Annotated in this window: 9 protein-coding genes; 8 read left to right on the top strand and 1 reads right to left on the bottom strand. The window is 65.5% G+C overall.

Annotation, left to right across the window (positions count from 1 at the left end; genetic code table 11):
- The first annotated feature begins 55 nt into the window (after nucleotides 1-55).
- Entirely contained in the window at nucleotides 56-1,054 is a 999-nt protein-coding gene (locus tag IGX34_RS18445; protein WP_192557212.1) for an acyltransferase family protein, read from the top strand.
- A gap of 182 nt (nucleotides 1,055-1,236) precedes the next feature.
- On the top strand, nucleotides 1,237-1,935 hold the full coding sequence (locus IGX34_RS18440; protein ID WP_192557211.1) for an acyltransferase family protein: 699 nt from the start codon (nucleotides 1,237-1,239) through the stop codon (nucleotides 1,933-1,935).
- A 70-nt stretch (nucleotides 1,936-2,005) separates the two neighbouring features.
- Here the strand turns inward: IGX34_RS18440 and IGX34_RS18435 are convergent, their stop codons facing one another.
- Nucleotides 2,006-3,739: a S53 family peptidase gene (locus tag IGX34_RS18435; RefSeq protein ID WP_192557210.1), complete on the bottom strand. Its 1,734-nt coding sequence runs from the start codon at nucleotides 3,737-3,739 to the stop codon at nucleotides 2,006-2,008.
- Nucleotides 3,740-4,035: 296 nt separating this feature from the next.
- Between IGX34_RS18435 and IGX34_RS18430 the strand changes: the two genes are divergently transcribed.
- The 6 genes from IGX34_RS18430 to IGX34_RS22395 all read left to right on the top strand — a co-directional run bounded on the left by IGX34_RS18430 (nucleotide 4,036) and on the right by IGX34_RS22395 (nucleotide 17,173).
- Nucleotides 4,036-4,473, top strand: coding sequence for a DUF4288 domain-containing protein (locus tag IGX34_RS18430; RefSeq protein ID WP_192557209.1), 438 nt, complete (start codon nucleotides 4,036-4,038; stop codon nucleotides 4,471-4,473).
- Between the two features lie 399 nt (nucleotides 4,474-4,872).
- Entirely contained in the window at nucleotides 4,873-6,741 is a 1,869-nt protein-coding gene (locus IGX34_RS22210) for a malectin domain-containing carbohydrate-binding protein (RefSeq protein ID WP_225737587.1), read from the top strand.
- 260 nt (nucleotides 6,742-7,001) lie between these two features.
- On the top strand, nucleotides 7,002-8,282 hold the full coding sequence (locus tag IGX34_RS18420) for an MFS transporter (RefSeq protein ID WP_192557208.1): 1,281 nt from the start codon (nucleotides 7,002-7,004) through the stop codon (nucleotides 8,280-8,282).
- Nucleotides 8,279-9,277 carry a helix-turn-helix domain-containing protein gene (locus IGX34_RS18415; protein WP_192557207.1) on the top strand — a complete coding sequence of 333 codons (999 nt, stop codon included), beginning with the start codon at nucleotides 8,279-8,281 and terminating at the stop codon, nucleotides 9,275-9,277. The genes IGX34_RS18420 and IGX34_RS18415 overlap by 4 nt, the downstream gene beginning before the upstream one ends.
- Nucleotides 9,278-9,459: 182 nt before the next feature.
- Nucleotides 9,460-10,275: a sulfotransferase family protein gene (locus IGX34_RS18410; RefSeq protein ID WP_192557206.1), complete on the top strand. Its 816-nt coding sequence runs from the start codon at nucleotides 9,460-9,462 to the stop codon at nucleotides 10,273-10,275.
- A gap of 109 nt (nucleotides 10,276-10,384) precedes the next feature.
- Entirely contained in the window at nucleotides 10,385-17,173 is a 6,789-nt protein-coding gene (locus IGX34_RS22395; protein ID WP_192557205.1) for an ESPR-type extended signal peptide-containing protein, read from the top strand.
- Nucleotide 17,174: the final 1 nt, after the last annotated feature.

Here is a 17,174-nt window from a genome sequence, read left to right as displayed (position 1 = left end):
GTGTATCGAAAGGTGCAGGGCGATGACCTCTGCGAGGGAACCGAGAATCGAGTGGATGGATGCGCTGCGTGGGGCCGCAGCCATCCTCGTCTTGATTCGGCACTACTTCAATCTGTCGGCCTTGGGGCCGGTGGCGACCTATATCGATCCGGGCACCATGGGTGTGGTCGCCTTTTTCTGCATCAGCGGTTACGTCATTCCGTGGTCGGTGCTGCGCAAGCCAACCACGGTGGGGCAGTTCCTGTTGAGCCGCGGCTTCCGCCTGTATCCGGCCTACTGGGTTTCGCTGGCGCTTGCCGCCCTGGTATTTCCGCTCGCCACGCACCAGCTGTTGGCGAATATCAGCATGGCCCAGCGCTTTATTGGCGTGCCCGATGCCATCGGTGTCTATTGGACTCTGCAGGTCGAACTTATTTTCTACGTGCTGATTGCGGTGCTGTTGTTCACCGGCAGGCTGGCCGATCCGCGCACTAGCCTATGGTGCCTGCTGGGCGCTTGTGCACTGTCGGTGGCCCTGGCGGTACCGCGCGCCGTGTTGCTGGTGAAGACGCCGGTCGCGCCCGCCTTCAGCCTGGTGGTGATGTTCGGCAGCTTTGTGTTGTATCACCATCGGCACGGCGGCTATTTGTCGACGCGGCAACTGAGAATTTTGTTGCTGGGTGCGCTGGCGATACTCATGTGCTGCTGCGTGCTTGCCTATCGTACGGACTGGGGTGCCGGTGAAACGCCGCGGCGCTTTATCGTGGCGTATCTGGTCGGCGTCGGTTTGTTTATCGGCTTTATGCGCTTGAACCTCGACACGCCGGTGCTGCGCTGGCTGGGCAGCATCAGTTATCCGCTTTACCTGGTCCATGTGCCGATGCGCCAGCTCATCGTGGAGCTGATGCCGACGCTGGGCGGAACTGCCACGGCTGCGCTGGGCATCATGGCCACGCTGGCTGTCGCTGCGGCGATGCATCGGGCGGTTGAGCTGCCGCTGGTCAACGCGGGAAAGGCCGTGATCGCCCGCTACGGATCCACACGGCAGGCCGCCAAGGCTGGTGCAATCCAATAAGTCGGCGGCTGCGGCGCACAGTAGAATAAATGTTTCCTGTCGTGAAACTTGCGTTCACCTGTGCCAAAAATGATGGCGTGCAGCCCTAAACTTTTATCCAAATTCCAAGAGTAGTTACTCCATAGACGAATGGGCCATGGTGGCCCACGGATGGAGAGCTCTCATGGTCGCAGTGATTTTATGTGCTTTTGCTGCTGCCCGCCATGCTCTGGTGGAAGCAAAGCAGGCTGCGCGTAGCGCCGGGGCCATGGCTGGTGCTGCTGGGGCTTCCGCTGGGTATCAACGAGGTATTGCTGAAGTCCCTGTTTCCGGAAACGCATAACTTCGTCAGCGACTGGTATGTGTTCAATAACTATTTGCTGCTGACTGCGTACGGCTATGTAATGGCATCGATGCCGGGGGTGTGGCAGTGGCTATGCGAATGTCGCCGCTGGTCGCTGATCGCCGGCGTGGCATCGCTGGTGCTGCTGATCACGCTGTTCAATACCGGCCTCATCCTGCATGGTTCGGTGGCCGATGGCATCGGCGCCAATATCTTCACCTGGCTGTGGGTGATGGCGTTTCTGGGCTACGGCTATCGCTACCTTTCGTTCGTCAATCCCTTGCTGAGGTGGGCGCGGGAGGCGAGCTATCCGTTCTACATCCTGCACCAGACGATCATCGTGATGATCGGCTATTACATCATCCAGTACGCGTGGGCGCCGTGGACCAAATACGTCGTCATCCTGTTGCTCAGCATGGGCGCGTGTCTTGTGCTTTATGAGGGGTGCGTACGGCGGTTTGCCGTGCTGCGCCTGGTGTTCGGCATGAAAGTGCAGCCTGAACGCTCGCAGCTTGTTCTGCCATGGAGCCGGCGTACCGTGCGCGATGACATTCAATAGGTGCTGACACGAAAGCGGGCCCGGTGCGTAACCGGGCCCGCTTGTTTACGCTGCACTATCTGTAAAGCGATTACTGAGCAAGCGTATTGATCAACGCCGCCTGCGGGCTGCCCCAGCCGGTGACCAGATCGTAAGCCTTGCCGGCCGAGTACTTCTCGTTCTTGCCGCTGGTGATGTCGTGGAAGGTCGACGTATAAGCCGTGCCATCCGGTGCGTTGTTGGCGTAGATCGTCGGGTTGAGGAAGCCCACATACGTGGTGCCGCCGCCATTGGCGATCTGCTGGTTGGCCAGCGCAACAAAGCCTGCCCACATCGGTGCCGCGAAGCTGGTGCCGCCGTATTCGTTGGCTTGGCAGCTGCCCATGGCGCAGGTGTAGAAGGTGAAGTTGGCATTGGCCGATACGTCCGGACCATTGCGGTACTTCGTCGAGCCCTTGTTGCCGCTGGTGATTACGCCGGAGATCTGCTGCCAGGTGGGAATGGCGATGTCGTTCGGCGAGATGCCGCCCGAGGAATCGCTCCACGCCGTCTCCGACTTCCACGGACCGGCTGCGCTGGAGGTGGTGAGGTCGGTGCCGCCTACGCTGATGATGTGTGCATCGTCAGCCGGCCACGATTCGGCATTGCCGCTCTTGGTCCACTCGCCCGAATCGCCGGAGGCGACGAAGAAGCTCTGGCCCTGCGCGGCCATCTTCTCGAAATACGGATCGAGCGTGGTGGCGTCTTCCGGCGTCCAGCCCCACGAGCAGCCGATGGTCAGCGGCAGTACGCCGTTGGAATCGGTGGTGGTGGTCATGGCGCTGATGATCGCGGTGTCGGTGGAGCCGACATACATGATCACGTGTGCCAGCCCGGGCGCCATGCCCTGCGCCTGCGTCACGTCGAGCGCCTGCTCGCCGTCGCTGCAGCTGCCGGTGCAGGTGGTGGCGGTGCCGTCCGTGGAAACGACGGTGAGGTTGTTCGGATTGGTCTGCTTGGCGTTCTTGTAATACAGGGTGATGTCGGAGGCGTTGATACCCTCGTATTCGAACAGACCCAGGGTCTGGCCCGCGCCGTTGAGCGAACCGCTACCGTAATAGGCCGCGCGCATGTCGCTGCCCAGGAAGGAGGCGGAAGGACCCGATCCGGTGGTGGCGTGCGACACCACTGCGTCTGGCGAAATGCCATGCGCCGCGGCGTAGTCGCCCTTCTTGACGAACTGCGGATGCGGCAGCGAATAGTTGTCCAGGCCCGACACATGCCACAGCGGAATGGCCAGCGAGGTGGTCGGCTCGCGATCCGGTGCGTAGAACACGCGGTTCTCGGTTGGATGCTGATAGGTGTGCATCTTCACGTTGAAGGCAGCTTCCACCGCCGACACCGGACCTACCGCCTGCACATCCATGCCGTCGCGGCTACCGCCGGTGACGGTAAAGCCATTCCTCGTCAGGTACTGCACGACCGCGTTGTAGTCGTTCTGCGCGGGACCGAAGCGTGCCGTGAACTCCTGCGGCGTGACGTACTGGCGGTACTGCAGGCTGAGCGGATTGCTCACGTCGGCCACGAACTGGTCGAGGCTGGCCTGGTCGCGTACCGGCAATACCACATCGATAGCCATCAGCTTGCTGGCGGGCAGGCTGCCCACTTGCTGGGCGGTGGCCTGGCTTACCGCGTCCCGCACGTGATGCGTGTAGAACTGCGCTGCATGTGCCGCGGTGGTTGCGCCGAAGGCCATCGCAATGGCCAAAGACAGACCGCAGGTCTTGCGGCGCAGGCTGGAAAATCCCTTTGATGAAAGCGTTCCCGTCAAATCTGTTCTATTCATCTGAACCTACTCCCAAGGTAGTCAATGAGAACGAAGAAGAGATTGCGAGGTAACCGACGAAGTGCTCCCCTCCCCAGGGGTGCCAATTGGCTGCGCGAGCGTAGGATGCTGTTCGTGCGGGAAGGGTGAAAAACGGGGCCAGGTACGGGGGGCAAACAAGCCAATTCGTTTGTTCCTGATCGGCGCGACTGATTTATTGAGAAATAGATTCGCTGGTCGAATTTTCTTGCGCCATGCGTTGGCTGGTTTCGGTATGCCGCGTCGGCCGTCGAAAGCGTCTGCAAGGAGGAAAACATATGCCGGAAAACCAGCGCACGCCGAGCAGCCCGTATTGCAGAGATACGTCGCCTGTCGGCTGGTACGTTGGCTCATACCTGATTCGCTTTGTCGAACTGGATGCCACCGGCAATGATGATGCCGAGGGTGAATTCCTGGTCTGGGAAAACACCATCATTGTGCGGGCCGAAAGTTTCGACGAGGCCTACAAAAAGGTCGAAGCCAAAGCGATGCTGGACACGGAAACTTACGAGGGTGGCCCAGAAGGTGTGCCCGTTCGCTGGATTTTTGAAGGCATCAGCAACCTCATTCCGATCTATGAGCCACTGGAAGACGGTGCCGAAATCATGTGGTCGGAACACGCGGCCATGAAGCTCGGCAAGCTCCGGAGCATGGTCAGCTCCGTGGATGCATTGAGGGGCGATGCAAAAGACGCCGAGCGCGCCACGCTGAAGTAAATGCGTCGCAGTGGATGTGGCGTTCGCTTCACGGCGAATCCGACGTGTCGACGTGCTCCTTCAATCGGCGTGCACGAGCGATCTCGATGACGGCCCCCGATCCGCGCTGATTGCCCATTGCGATAGCGCGCTTTCATCGTTCGAACGACACCTCGCCAGCTACCGCCCGGCTTATGCGATGGCCGTCACAAAACGGCAGGGCGGCCCTCAAAGTGCGCGTGCTGCAGCCGTAACCCTCAGTAACCGACCGGACCGATCCCTCTGCCGGGACGGGCGATCGGGCAGGTTTTGCGGGTGGCGGGATCGCCACGGCCGATGCCAGGGAGTTGGCCTGGATAGATGGCTTCAGTATTCGAGAAACACCGTATGCGCGGCGACGCGAAAATCTATAAGCGGTACTTGCGTGCCAGTTTGTTTGTGCTGGGTGCCACGCTGGCTGGTTTTCCCGGCAGCAGCGTTGCGCAGCAGAATCCGCTGCTCGGTGAAGCGGGGCAATCGTTGCTCAGTCGCGCGCAGGCCCAACTGGGCGGCTGGAGCTGGCAAAGCGTGATCCAGGCGCCGAACTACCAGACCGATCGCGATGTGGGCGCGGCCAGCGTCGGCACGGCCTTGCTGCAGATGTACGACGCCGGCGGCAGCAGCAGTTATTTGAATGGGGCCGAGCAAGCCGGCAACTGGCTGGTGTCGACCCAGACCGCGGCCGGCTGGTGGCCTGACTACGACAACCCCGGCAGCGGCGCAGCCAGCTACGGCTTTACCAGCCTCGACGATGGCGTGGCCGGCCAGGCGTCTTTCTTGTTCGACCTGTATCAGAAGAGCGGCAATGCGGCTTATCAAACCGCCGCGGTGAAAGGCCTCAGCTGGCTGCTGCTGGTGGCCAAGGCGCCGGCCGGTTCGTCGTGCCCTGCGCAACAGTGCTACTGGAATTGGCGACAGTCCGGGCAAGGCCAGATTTATCTCGGCCTGGGTTCGGGTGTGGCCGGCATCTTCTACAGCCTGGACCGGATCGCCCAGCTGACCCAGAACAGCACCTACGAGAGCTATGCGCTGGCCGCGGCAGCGTATGAGGAAACGCAGATCGCCGCAGACGGCAGCGTGCCGGAAGCGCCGGGTGGCGGTGTCGCCAGCGACACCGGCTTGTACCAGGGCGGTGCCGGCGTGGCGCTGGCGTTCTACGGCCTCTACCAGCACACCGGCAATACGCGCTGGTTCAACGATGCCAACCGGATCATGGCGTGGGTGCGCAGCAAGGCCATCGCCCAGGCCAGCGGCGAGGCGTGGCCGATTTCCACCGGCACGCATGCCAACAAGACGCTATCCACCGAAATCGCCGAAGGCGCCGCCGGCATCGGCTGGGCCGAACTGCAGGCGTACAAGCTGACGCATGCGGCGATCGATCTGCAGACTGCCGAAGCCGCCGGCAACTGGCTGCTCTCGGTACAAACCCGGCAAGGCACGGGCGCGGCCTGGGCGGCTTATACCTCAGGTGCGGATGCCAACGACTACTACACCTCGGAAGACCTGGGCACGTCGGGCATCGGCTACTTCTTCAACGACCTGTATCTGGAAACCGCCAACGCGGCGTACAACACCGCCGCCCAAAATGCGGCGAGCTGGCTGCAGGCATCCAGCGTGCCGGATACGCATGGCTACGGCTGGTATGAGCATCAATGCGTGGGCTGCGGCGGTTGGCTGAACTATGCGGAGCCGTCGTTCAACTGGGGCATCGCCGGCATCGGCGCCTTTGCCGCTCGCCTCAACGGCGGCGCCGACGACATGCCGCGCGACATCGCTGCGTTCGCCGACGAATGGTATGCATTCGGCGCCGGGCAGAAGAGTTCCAACGGCGCCTATACCAGCGATCAATCCAGTACCGGTGCCGGCATGGGCACCGATTCGGTCAGTCATGCGATCGACATGAGCGCGGTGGCGTTCGCCAGTCCGGCGCCGCTGTCGGTGTACCAGGGCGAGCGCTACGGCAGCAGCTTCAGCTACATCTTGCCGAACCTCACTCCCGGCAAGTCGTACACGGTGAGGCTGCATTTCGCCGAGACCTACTACACCGCCGCCGGCAAACGGAAGTTCAACGTCTCCATCAACGGCACCCGCGTGCTGACCAACTTCGACATCGTGGCCGCCGCCGGTGCCGGCTTCAAGGCGAACATCCAGACCTTCCACGCAGTGGCCTCGGGCAGCGGGACGATCAGCGTGCAATTCGCGCAGGGTGCGGCGGACTGGCCGAAGGTGAGCGGGGTCGAGATTTACTAGTGCTTGCGTGGAGGGGTGTGCCGGCTTGTTTTGCTGCGTGGGCAAACCGGACGGCATACTTACGGGAAGCTTACGCAAACAGTGGCGTGCGGCAGGGTGTCTCATCCGGTGGTCACAAGGTGACCGGCCACGTCCAGCCGTGGTGGGGTGTTCCGCGGGCGGCTGCGGCCACGCTGGTTTTTTTCCTGGCATGAGGCTTGCTACATGCTCTCCCGTATTGCGGGCAGCGCACGGTAGCGGTGTCCCAGAAAGGGGGCGCGGTGTCAGGGGTCCATTCGAAATCGCAAAAACTGGCGTTACCGCTGTTTGCTTTGCTGGCACTGGGCCATTGCCTGGCCTTTATCGATCGCAACCTGCCGGCCGTCGCCGCGCCGCTGCTGAAGACGGATCTGGGTCTGTCGGATGCGCAGCTGGGTCTGCTCGACGGGCCGGCATTCGTAGTGCTCTACGTGGCCGGCATGCTCGGCAGCTGGCCGCTGGCCCGTTCGCGGCATCGCTTCCGGGTACTGGCCTTGTGCATCGCCACGTGGGCGGTGGGCATGGCGGTGTTTGCCTTCGGCCATGCGTTCATGGTGCTGGTGCTGGCCCGCGCGATGGTCGGCCTGGGCCAGGCCGCTTACGTGCCGCTGGCCTTGAATCTCATTGTTGAGCACGCAGCGCCGCAGTGGCGTGCGCGCTCCATCGCAACGTTCACCGCGGCGGCGACGATCGGCCGCGGCCTTTCGCTGTTGCTGGGCGGTGCGGTGCTGGCCATGTTTGCGCGCTGGGTGCCGGGCACCGCGTTTGCGCATTGGCGCCTGCTGTTCCTGGTGATGGTGGCACCGAATCTGCTGTTGATCGTGGCGCTGCTGCGTCGCCAGGAGCTGGCGCCCGGAACCCTGCCGTCGGCTGGCGCTGTTTTCCGGCAGATACAGGCGGCTTTCTGGGAACGGCCAGGCGTGATGTGCGCTTATTTGTGCGGCGCCGGTGCCAGCGTGCTGGTGGTGCAGACCATCGGCGCGTGGGCGCCGTCGATCCTGCATCGCGAACACGCGCTTACGCCGGCGATGGCGGCGTTGGTCTTCGGCATCTGTCTGCTGCTGGCCCAGCCGCTGGGACATTTCACTGCGGGTGCGCTGATCGATCGGCGCAAGGCCGCCATGTCGCCCACCGCGATCGTCGCCTGGGGACTGTTGCTGGCTGTGCCGCTGCTATGTCTGATCCCGCACGCAAGCTCGGCATCCATGGCCTGCGGTTTGCTGGCGCTGGCGTCGCTGCTGGGCGGCGTGGCGGCACTGGCGGCGTTGGCCGGCTTGCCGCTGATGCTGGGTACGTCGCTGCATGATGCAGGGTTTCGGATCTTCCTTTCCTTCATCACCTTGACCGGTGTGGCGCTCGGCCCCTTCATGACCGGCAAGGTCAGCGATGGCCTGGGCCTGGGCGGCCACGGTCTGTCGACCGCCTTGTGCAATGTGTGCGTAGTGGCTGCCCTGGTCGGAACCCTGGCGGCGTTTTTTGCCGGCCGCAAGGTTTACCGCGTGGCCATGGAGCAAGCCGGGTGAGCGAGATTTTCGTGTTCGACAGCACGACCTACGAGCCGGATGTGGCCTTCGCGCACTATTGCGATCTGTATGCGCGCGGCGCGGATGTCGAGCGCACCGATAAACCTTTCTTTGCCTGCGTGCGCAGCTGGCGCCTGGACCGGTCGATCCTGTTTGCGCGCGAATACGGCGGCATTCGCCACATTCGGCGCGAGCGCGTGGCCGAAGACGGTTTCGACCACTTCGTGCTCAGCCACGTGATCGGCGGCGAACTGACTGCCCGGATCGGTGGCAAGACCATGCTGATCAAGCCGGGCGAAAGCTTGCTGATCGACACCACCGAGGCCGCCGAAACCGGCGCCGACCGCGTCACCATGATCACCTTGAGCCTGGCGCGCGACAGCGTGCGCGCCGCGGTCGGCGACGTGGAAGGCCTGCACGGCTATCGCGTCGACGCGCGCGAAAGCGGTTTGCTCAGCGCGATGTTGGGGGCGCTGATCGAACAGATGCCGCATTTGCCGATGGCCGCGCACGCGGCCATTACGCGCACGCTGATCGACCTGCTGTCGGTAGCGATCAATCCGTTCGGCTCCGGTGCGCGTGCGGAATTCCACCGGCTCGAACATGTGCGGGTCGAAAACGTGCGCAAGCTGATCGAGGCGAATCTCGCCCGGCAGGATTTTTCCGTGCAGGACATCACCAGCGCCACCGGCATCTCGCGGGCCGGCCTGTATCGGCTGTTCGAATCCTCCGGCGGGGTCAATCGTTTCATCCAGCTGTGCCGGCTGCAGCAACTGCGCGACCGGCTCGACAACCGCGCCTTCGACCATCTGTCGCTGGCCGAACTGGCGCCCACCTTCGGCTTTGCTGATGAGAGCCACGCCAGCCGGTTGTTCAAGCAGATTTTCGGGGTGGCACCGGGAGCCTACCGGGCGGCCAGCATCCGTGGTGCGCAGGATCCCTCGGTCGACGTGATGGCGCGTCGCTGGAACAACAGCCTGACCGCGCTGCGCTGACGCGCGATGCATTTCTTGTCCGTGCGTCTTAAACCTGAGACGCACAGACATGTCCCCGCTCGGACCTCTCGCCTAGCATCTGGCTAGTTTCAAATAACGTGATCGATTTCACATAAATGAACGGCGCGAGGCGGCGGAGATCGCTTGTGTCCGGAGTTTGACCAGAGCCTTCAGGGGAGCGGATGGATCGGCGGTTTCACTTTATTTCGGGCCTGCCCAGGTCCGGCTCGACGTTGTTGTCGGCCATCCTGAGCCAGAACCCGCGTTTTCATGCTGGCATGAGCGGGCCTCTCGGCGGTGCCTTCACCACCCTGCTGGGCGAGCTCAGCGGCCGTAACGAATATTCGGTGTTCGTCTCCGACGCGCAGCGCCGCCGATTGCTCAAAGGCCTGTTCGATAACTACTACGGGCCCGAATACGGCGCCGAGGTGGTGTTCGATACGAACCGCGCCTGGTGCTCCAAGATGGGTCAGCTCAACGAGCTGTTTCCGCAGGGCAAGGTGATCGCCTGTGTGCGGCACGTGTCGTGGATCATCGACAGCGTCGAGCAGCTGGTGCGCAAGAACGCGTTTCAGCCTTCGTCCATCTTCAGCTATCAGCCCGGCGGCACGGTGTACTCGCGCGCCGAAGGCCTGGCCAATGGCGACGGCATGGTGGGCTACGCCTACAACGCGCTGAAAGAGGCGTTCTACGGCGATCAAACCGGCCATTTGCTGTTGCTGCGCTACGAGACGCTGACCAGCGATCCGGCGCGCGCCATCGCCGCTGTCTACGACTTCATCGGCGAGCCGGCCTACGCGCACGACTTCGACAACATCAGCTATCAGGCCGACGAATTCGACCTGCGCGCCGGCACGCCGGGGCTGCATACGGTGCGCAAGAAAGTCGCTGTGCGCGAGCGCACCAGCGTGCTGCCGCCGGATGTGTTTCGTCGTTTCGAGAACGACATCTTCTGGCTCGATCCCGCTTTGAACCCGCGCCAGGTGCGGGTGGTTTGAACACTTTTCGGATCCATGGCCGCCGGCCTGCCGCCACGTGCGCGCAGGGCCGAGGCCTGACCGCTACGCCACACATCGAATACATCGGACGTCTACAGGGGACTCTGTCGTGAATCGCATCTATCGCATCGTTTTCAATCGCACGCTCGGCGTCATGCAGGTCGCCTCGGAGCTGGTCAGCGCGCCCAAAGGTGGCGTGTCCGGGGGCGCGGATGCCGTGTCTACGCCGCAGCTGAGCACGCGCCTGCTCGCGCTGGCGGTAAGCCTGGCCCTGGCCACGGTGGCAGCGCCGGTGATGGCGCAGAGCTGCGTGCCGGGGCCGACCACGATTTGCGGCACGAGTGGCAGCAACGGCGGCGATGGCTCCAGCAGCAGCGGCGGTGCCGGCGGCCAGGGCTCGGTGGCGTCTGGCACCTACGCGAACTCGGGTGGCAACGGCGGCTACAAGGCGAAAGGCAGCGCGGGCCAAGGCGCGGGTGGCAGCGGCGGCAGCGCCGGCTACCTTTTCGGCAGCCCCGGTGGCGGTGGCGCCGGCGGCTCGGTGCTGCAAGGGGTTGGCGGTGGCGGTGGCGGCGGCGACTCTTTCTCGGGCACGGGCGCGGGCGGCGGCGGCGGTGGCGGTAGCGCGGGCTTGGTGATCGGCAGCGGCGGCAGCGCTGCGCTGCCGGCGGGCATCAGCGTTGTCGGCGGGGCGGGCGGCGCGGGCGGCAACAGTGTGCTTGGCAACGGCGGCAACGGCAGTAGCGGCCAAGGCGGTGGCGGTGGCGGCGGCGGCGGTGGTGCCGGTGTCTACGCGGCCCAGGGTTCGAGCTTTTCGATTGGTGTGGGCGCGAGGGTCAGTGGCGGCAACGGTGGCGTCGGCGGCAGCGGTAAGTACACCGGCGGCAACGGCGGCGGCGGGTCGGGCGTGGCGGGTACCTCTTTCCAGCTCACCAACTACGGCAGCATCACAGGCGGCAGCGGCAGTACCGGGGGCGGGGTCGGTATCCTGGCGATGGGTAGCTCCTCCATTACCAACTACGGCAGCATCGCCGGTAACAATAACAACGCGATCGTCTTCAGCTACAGCGGCAGCACGCTGGTACTGGAGCCCGGCTCGAGCATTACGGGCAATGTCTTGAACGCCGCCGGCGGCAATACGCTCGATCTGGATGGCAATGGCAATGAAACGCTCACCGGCGCGATCAGCGACGACAGCAGCGGGCAGTACCAGGGCTTCACCGTTCTGGAAAAAACCGGCACCGGCACCTGGACACTCGATGGCGCGGTCAACACCAGCGAAGTCTGGTCGATCCAGGGTGGCGGCCTGGTGCTGGGCTCAGACAACACCGATCTGAGCGGCGGCATCAGCATGGCCGCCGGCACCACGCTGAACATGACCGCAAATGTCGTGGTGACGGGTACGACCGGTGCGGGCGGCAGTACCGGCAGCGACGGCACCTATACAGGCGGCGCCGGCATGGGCGGCAACGCGGGCGCTGCGGGTCAGGCCGGTGGCGCGGCGGTCAGCGGTTCGGGCACGGTGACCAATAACACCTATGCCGGCCATATGGCCGGTGGTGCGGGCGGTGCCGGCGGCAACGGGGGCAGTGGCAGCAACGCCGGCATCGGCGCGAATCTTCCGGGTGGCGCAGCGGGTGCGGGCGGCGCGGGCGGCGCCGGTGGCGTCGGCGTGACCGGCAGCAACTTCACACTTTCCAATCAGGCCCTGCTGGACGGCGGCCAGGGTGGGGCCGGCGGCAACGGCGGCGCCAGCGGCAATGGCGGTGCCAATCCTCAGGGCACCGGCGGCAATGCTCTGGCCGGCGGTGCCGGTGGGCAAGGCGGCGCCGGCGGCTTCGCCGTATCGGGTTCCGGATTTACCGCCGGCAACTACAGCTCGATGTTTGGCGGTGCGGGCGGCGCTGGCGGCAATGGCGGTAATGCCGGCAAAGGCGGCATTGGCTACGACCAGGGCGGCGCTGGCGGCGACGGCGGCACCGGTGGTGCTGGCGGTGCGGGTGGCGCCGGCGTGCAAGGCAGCAACTTCAAGTTGACCAACGACGGGTCGCTTACCGGCGGCACCGGCGGCTATGGTGGTTCGGGCGGCATCGGCGGCGTCGGCGGGAATGGCAGCCACGTTAGCATCGCCGCCACCGCCAGCGACGACATTTCCATGCTGGGTAACCCCGGCAGCGGCGGTGCAGGTGGTGCTGGCGCGGCAGGTGGCGCGGCCGTCACCGGCAACACCATCACGCTGACCAATAATGCGAGCGGGATCCTGCTTGGCGGTAATGGCGGCGCCGGTGGCATGGGCGGCGCCGCCGGTTCCGGCGGCGCGGCATACGCCGGTACGAGCGCGGTCACCATGGGCGCCGGCGGTGCCGGCGGCCATGGCGGGTCGGGCGGCGCGGCCATCAGCGGCAGCTCGATGACGATTACCAATTGGGGCAACGCCATTGGCGGCTCCGGTGGTAACGGCGGCGCCGGTGGTTACGGTGCGGAAGGCACCTCCTCGACCAGTGGCGGCTCGGCGCTGCCCGGCGTTGGCGGCACGGGCGGCAGGGCCGGCAACGGCGGCTACGGTGCCGCAGCGATCATCGCCACCAGCTCGACCGTGACCAATGACGGTGCCGTGCAAGGTGGCCAGGGCGGCCAGGGCGGGGTCGGCGGCATCGGTGGCGGAGGTGGTTCTTCGAGCCAGGGTACCCACGCCAATAGCGGCAACGGCGGCATCGGCGGCAACGGTGGTGCGGGTGGCGCGGGCGTGATCCTCAGCGGTGGCTCGTTTACCAGCAGTGGCCTTGGTGCACGCGTTACCGGGGGCACCGGTGGCAACGGCGGTGACGCGGGTCCGGGTGCCTCCGGTGTGTCGATGGCCGGCGGCGCGGGTGGCAATGGCGGCGCCGGCATCAGCGCCGGTGTGCAGGCCACGATCACCAACAACACCTCGGCTCTGATTCTCGGTGGCAACGGCGGCGCCGGCGCAACGTACGGGAATGGCGGCAATGGCGGGAATGGTGGCGCGGGCGTGACCGGCGCCAACTTCACCCTGATCAATGCCGGTTCCATATCTGGCGGCACGGGCGGCAACGCCGGTACCGGCGGCACGGTGGGCGCCGGTGGCGCGGGCGTGGTCTCCACGGGCGGCTCGACCATCGTCAACAGCGGCATCATTGCCGGCGGCGTTTCCACCACGGGCGCGCAGGCCGATGCGATCGACCTGTCCGGCGGCAACAACACCCTGGTGGTCGAGGCCGGCTATGTGTTTACCGGCAACGTGGTCAGCACCAGCGGCACGTCGAACAGCGGCGACACCTTCGTCCTCGGCGGCACCACCAATGCCAGCTTCGACCTGGGCCAGCTCGGCACGTCGATCCAGGGCTTCAACCAGTACGCCAAGCAGGGCACCAGCACCTGGACCCTCACCGGCCTGGGCAATGCGAGCGAGAACTGGCAGATCGTCGACGGCTCGCTGGTGGGCGACACCAGCAGCCTCGTCGGCAACGTGAAGCTGGCGCCGATGGGCGGCAATGCGAACCTCACGTTCGATCAGGCGACCGACGGCACCTACGCCGGTGTGATCAGCGGCGAAGGCGCGGTGACCAAGACCGGCGCCGGCACGCTGACGCTTACCGGCAGCAATGCCATCACCGGCAACGTGAGCATCCAGGACGGCACGGTCAGCGTGCAGGGTGCCAGTGCCTTTACCGGCAGCTTCGCGCTGGCGTCGGGCACCGGCCTGGTGCTCGGCAGCAGCAGCGTGTCGAACATTGCGCTGACGAGCGGTGCCGGCACGGACGGCGTCTTCGGTCAGATGGGCACGGCGGGCAGCTCGTCAGCCAACCCGAACGGCACTGACGGTCTTGCTGGCACCCAGGGCGGCAATGGCGCGGATGCCGTGGCGATGGCCAGCAACGCCACCCTCGGCAACTATGGCCAGATCACCGCGGGTGCTGGCGGCAACGGCGGCCAGGGCGGTATCGGCGGTGCCGGCTATAACTTTGGCAACGGCGCCACCGTGGGCGGCACGTCCGGCAACGGCGGTGCCGGTGGCGTGGGTGGCACGGGCGGTGCGGGCGTGAACGGCACGCTGTCTACCTTGACCAATGCCGGCTCGATCACAGGTGGCGCGGGCGGTACCGGCGGCGCCGGCGGCTACGGCGCCTACGGCGGCACCGGCGGTGTAGACGGCATCAATGGCGCGGGCGGTGCGGGCGGTGTCGGCGGTACGGGCGGCAGCGCGGTCGCCGGCAGCCAATTCACACTCAATAACGCAGGCACGCTCGTCGGTGGCACGGGCGGTGCCGGCGGCATCGGCGGCGGCGGCTACGTGGGGCGTTACACCTTCAACGGCGTTGCCGGCAATGGTGGCATCGGCGGCGTGGGTGGTGTCGGCGGTGTCGGTGGCGCGGGCGTCAGTGGCACCGGTTTTTCGCTCAATAACGAGGCGGCCGGCGTGGTCACCGGTGGTGACGGCGGCACGGGCGGCCAGGGCCAGATAGGCTACCGCGGCGGCCATGCGGGCAACAGTGCGGGCACGCCTGGCACCGCGGGCGCGTCGGGCAACGGCGGCACGGGTGGCGTGGGCGGTGCCGGCGTCTATGGCTCGGGCTTTACCGCGGTCAACGCCGGTACGATCACCGGTGGCAACGGCGGTGCCGGCGGTGCCGGTGGCCCGGCTGCCTACGCTGGCGGTGTGGCTGGCAACGGCGGCAATGGCGGTGTCGGCGGCGCCGGTGTCCGCGGCAGCCACTTCATCCTTACCAATACGGGCACGATTACCGGTGGCAACGGCGGCAGCGCCGGCGCGGCTGGCGGCATGTACGTCAGCGCGACGGCCGGCGTGGCCGGTACCGGCGGTGCCGGTGGCGCCGGCGTGGTGGCCACGGGCGGCGGCACGGTGATCAATGCAGGCACCATCGCCGGCGGCCAGAGCGCCACCGGCGCGCAGGCGGACGCGGTGGATTTCAGCGGCGGCGGCAATGCGCTGATGCTTGAGGCCGGCGGCAAGTTTGTCGGCCATGTCGTCAGCACCAGCGGCAGCACCAACGGCGGCGATCTGTTCGCGCTCGGCGGCGACACCAATGCCAGCTTCGATATGAGCAGCATCGGCGCCGTCGGCAGCAGCGCGGCGATCCAGGGCTTCAACACGTTCGCCAAGCTGGGCAACAGCACCTGGACGTTGACCGGCACCGGCAGCGCCAGCCAGTCGTGGCTGATCGGCCAGGGCGTGCTGGTGGGCAACAGCAGCAACATCGTCGGCAATGTGATGTTCCTGCCGTTGAGTGGCCCCAGCCCCGCGCTGACCTTCGATCAAGCCAGCGACGGTACCTTCAACGGCGTGATCAGCGGCAACGGTGCGGTGATCAAGACCGGCAGCGGCACCTTGATCATGGACGGCGTGAACACCTACACCGGCGGCACCACGGTGGCGGCGGGTACGCTGGAAGTGGGCGACAGCGCGCACGCCAATGCTGCTGTGGCCGGCAATGTCACGGTGGATGCCGGCGCCACGCTGCGCGGTCACGGCAGCATCGACGGCGATGTGGTCAATAACGGCACGGTGTGGCCGGGCGGTTCGGTGGGCGTGCTGACGATCGACGGCAACTACACGCAGAACGCCGGCGCCACGCTGCAGATCGACATGACGCCGGCGCAGGCGTCGGAGCTGGATGTGACCGGCACCGCCACGCTTGGCGGCACGCTGGTGCTGGTCTATGCGCCGGGTACGTACAAGCAAAGCAGCTACACGCTGGTGAATGCCAAGTCGATCACCGGCAAGTTCGCCAGCACCGCGGCCAACGGCTCCGTGCCCACCGGCGCACAGGTGAGCCTGGACTACAACACGGCGCAGGCCGATCTGGTGTTCCAGGCCGCCTCGACCGGCAGCACGCCGCCGTCGACGGGTACGAGCCCCTCGACGCAGGTGAAGGTGGTGCCGAACGACGGCAGCGTGTACGCCAATCTGATGCGCAGCGAAAACCTGATCGGCCAGCAAACGCTGGCGACGGTGGTCGATGCCACGCTGCGTCCGGCCGACGGTAGTTGTGGTGCGGGCAGTGCCGGTCACGGCAATGCGATCAGCACCTCGTGCAATAGCGATCTATGGATGCAGTACAGCGGCAGCAGCAATTCGCTGTCCGGCAGCAACGGCATGAACAGCACGGCGTTCGGTCTGCAGGGCGGCTGGGATCACGCGCTGGCGGATGTGGCGCACGTGGGCGTGGAAGCCGGTTTCGATCGCATCAACGGCAGTGATCATCAGGGCGGCAACGGCAATATCGATAACCTGCATGGCGGCCTGTACGCCTTTGCCAATGCGGGACCGGTCGTGCTTTCCGGCGTTGTGGATCAGTCGCACAGCAGCTATCGCGTGTATCGCCAGACGGGTATTGGCCATGGCATGGCCGATCCGGACGGCAATACCACCGCGGCAGCCTTGCAGGCGGCATGGCCGCTGACGGCGGCGCAATGGCAGATCACACCGGCGGTGGGCGCGCTGTACCAGCACCAGAGTCTGGATGCGTTCGGCGAAACGGTGCCGAGCACGTCCCCGCTGGCTTCCGCGTTCGTGGTGAGCGGTGCGCACAGCACCTACAACACCATGCAGCCGTATGCGCAGGTGTCGTTCGCCAGTTCGTTCGTGGCGCAAGGCGTGAGCTACGCACCGCAGTTCGAGCTGGGCTATCGCTACGACACGCGCAACGGCAATACGCCGCTGGTGCAGGAAACGGCGCAGGACGGCACCGTGTTCGCGATGCCCGCCGATTCGCTGGGCCGCGGCATGGCCACAGTGGGTGCGCGCGTCACGGCCAAGGCGGGTACGTCGTGGAGCCTGTACCTGGATTACCAGGGGCAGTTCTCCAGCCACCTGAGCGACAACGCGCTGAGCGTGGGCTTCACCAAAGCGTTCTAAA

This window comes from Dyella acidiphila (assembly GCF_014863405.1).
GTDB lineage: Bacteria > Pseudomonadota > Gammaproteobacteria > Xanthomonadales > Rhodanobacteraceae > Dyella_B > Dyella_B acidiphila.
This window is presented reverse-complemented; position numbering and strand designations above follow the sequence as displayed.

Excerpts from the sequence above, each read along its gene's own strand:
- IGX34_RS18445 (WP_192557212.1), top strand. The coding sequence starts at position 56 with ATGGATGCGCTGCGTGGGGCCGCAGCCATCCTCGTCTTGATTCGGCAC.
- IGX34_RS18430 (WP_192557209.1), top strand. The coding sequence starts at position 4,036 with ATGCCGGAAAACCAGCGCACGCCGAGCAGCCCGTATTGCAGAGATACG.
- IGX34_RS18435 (WP_192557210.1), bottom strand. The coding sequence starts at position 3,739 with ATGAATAGAACAGATTTGACGGGAACGCTTTCATCAAAGGGATTTTCC.
- IGX34_RS18410 (WP_192557206.1), top strand. The coding sequence starts at position 9,460 with ATGGATCGGCGGTTTCACTTTATTTCGGGCCTGCCCAGGTCCGGCTCG.